This is a genomic window from Streptomyces sp. NH27, assembly GCF_056859195.1.
In genome coordinates, this window is sequence record NZ_JACEGK010000968.1 from 1 (window position 1) to 1,186 (window position 1,186).

2 protein-coding genes are annotated in these 1,186 nt (G+C 69.4%); both read right to left on the bottom strand.

The window, feature by feature from the left end:
* Positions 1 to 297: 297 nt before the first annotated feature.
* Positions 298 to 846, bottom strand: coding sequence for a hypothetical protein (locus tag AC13HU_RS37455; RefSeq protein WP_483046468.1), 549 nt, complete (start codon positions 844 to 846; stop codon positions 298 to 300).
* Positions 843 to 1,073: a hypothetical protein gene (locus AC13HU_RS37460; protein WP_483046469.1), complete on the bottom strand. Its 231-nt coding sequence runs from the start codon at positions 1,071 to 1,073 to the stop codon at positions 843 to 845. Before AC13HU_RS37460 ends, AC13HU_RS37455 begins: the two co-directional genes overlap by 4 nt.
* Positions 1,074 to 1,186: the final 113 nt, after the last annotated feature.

A 1,186-nucleotide genomic window follows, 5' to 3' on the forward strand; every position in this document is an offset into this window, starting at 1 on the left:
GCCCAACTCACCCGCCCCACCAGTGGCTTCGCGGCGATATCGAACCTGGCAGCGACCTACGGAAGGTGGCGATCGGTGAGGTCGTTGCCGAGATGCTGCCGCATCGCGGTGCCACTCACGGTGGGACCGGCTGGTCGTAGGGTCTGTGCCTGTCACATACGTCGGCGGTCGCCGAATCGGGTTTGAATCGGTGGCTGTTGCGCGTCTCCAGATCGACGTAGACCTTCGGCTGGTCCGGGTGCGTCCTGGCGGCGCATACGGGGGTGTCCCTGCTGGTGAGTACGCGGTAGGAGCTGCTTACCGGATGGCTTTGGTTGGGGTGTAGGTGTAGTTGCGGCCGGGTTTGGTCACCGGTAGGTTCGGGCTGATGTCGGGCAGGGTGTGGCCGGCGCGGCGCATTGCGGCGCGGCCGTCCTCCAGCACGGCGGCGGACAGCAGGGCAGTGGCCTTGGATCGGCAGGGCTCGGTCTCCTTGCTGTACGACCGGTCCATCGTGATCCAGCCGTACTGGACGGAGCGGTTGCGGTCGACCTGGAAGAGGTAGCCGAGGGTACGGCCGGCTTCGGCCGTGACGGTCAGGAAGTCGTGCGCCCGCGGGTGGCGGGCGAGCACTACCTCCCGGGCGTCTTCCACCAGCAGGACACCGGGGCCCGGGGCCAGGTGGGCCGCCCAGTCGCCGCCGGGGATGTTGATAGCCCACTGTGCCACCCCGGCCGCGACGAGTCGGCCCACCACGCGGCGGCTTACCGTGCCGCCCCTCTTCGCCCAGCCGCCATCCTTGAGCATGGCCCTGCGGCCTGCCGCCTGGGCCTTCGTCAGCGTTGGGATGGGGGCGAGATTCCTCATGACTGCCTCGTCTCGGTGGATGCGGAAGGGTGTGCCGGGCAAGGGCTCAGGGGTTCCTCGTCGGCAGCGGCGGGAACAAGAGCGCCAACGCTCACGGCCAGTGCCTCGATGTCGCTGTCACCGGTGTGCTGGGCATGTGTGCGCGTGGCGGTGAATGCTGTGGTGAGTCGGCATACGGTGGCGCGTATGTGATCGGTCAGCAGCCGGTGGATGATCCGGTTGTTCATCATGGCTCCCTGCCTGTGGGTGATGGAGCCCCGTGCCGCGGCTTGCCCTGCCGTCGGCGAAGGGCTGGTCGGCGGGGGCCCCCCCGGGGGGGGGCCCCGCCCGCGGAGGGGCC

Coding starts and splice junctions, on each gene's coding strand:
- AC13HU_RS37460 (WP_483046469.1), bottom strand. CDS start 1,073: ATGAACAACCGGATCATCCACCGGCTGCTGACCGATCACATACGCGCC.
- AC13HU_RS37455 (WP_483046468.1), bottom strand. CDS start 846: ATGAGGAATCTCGCCCCCATCCCAACGCTGACGAAGGCCCAGGCGGCA.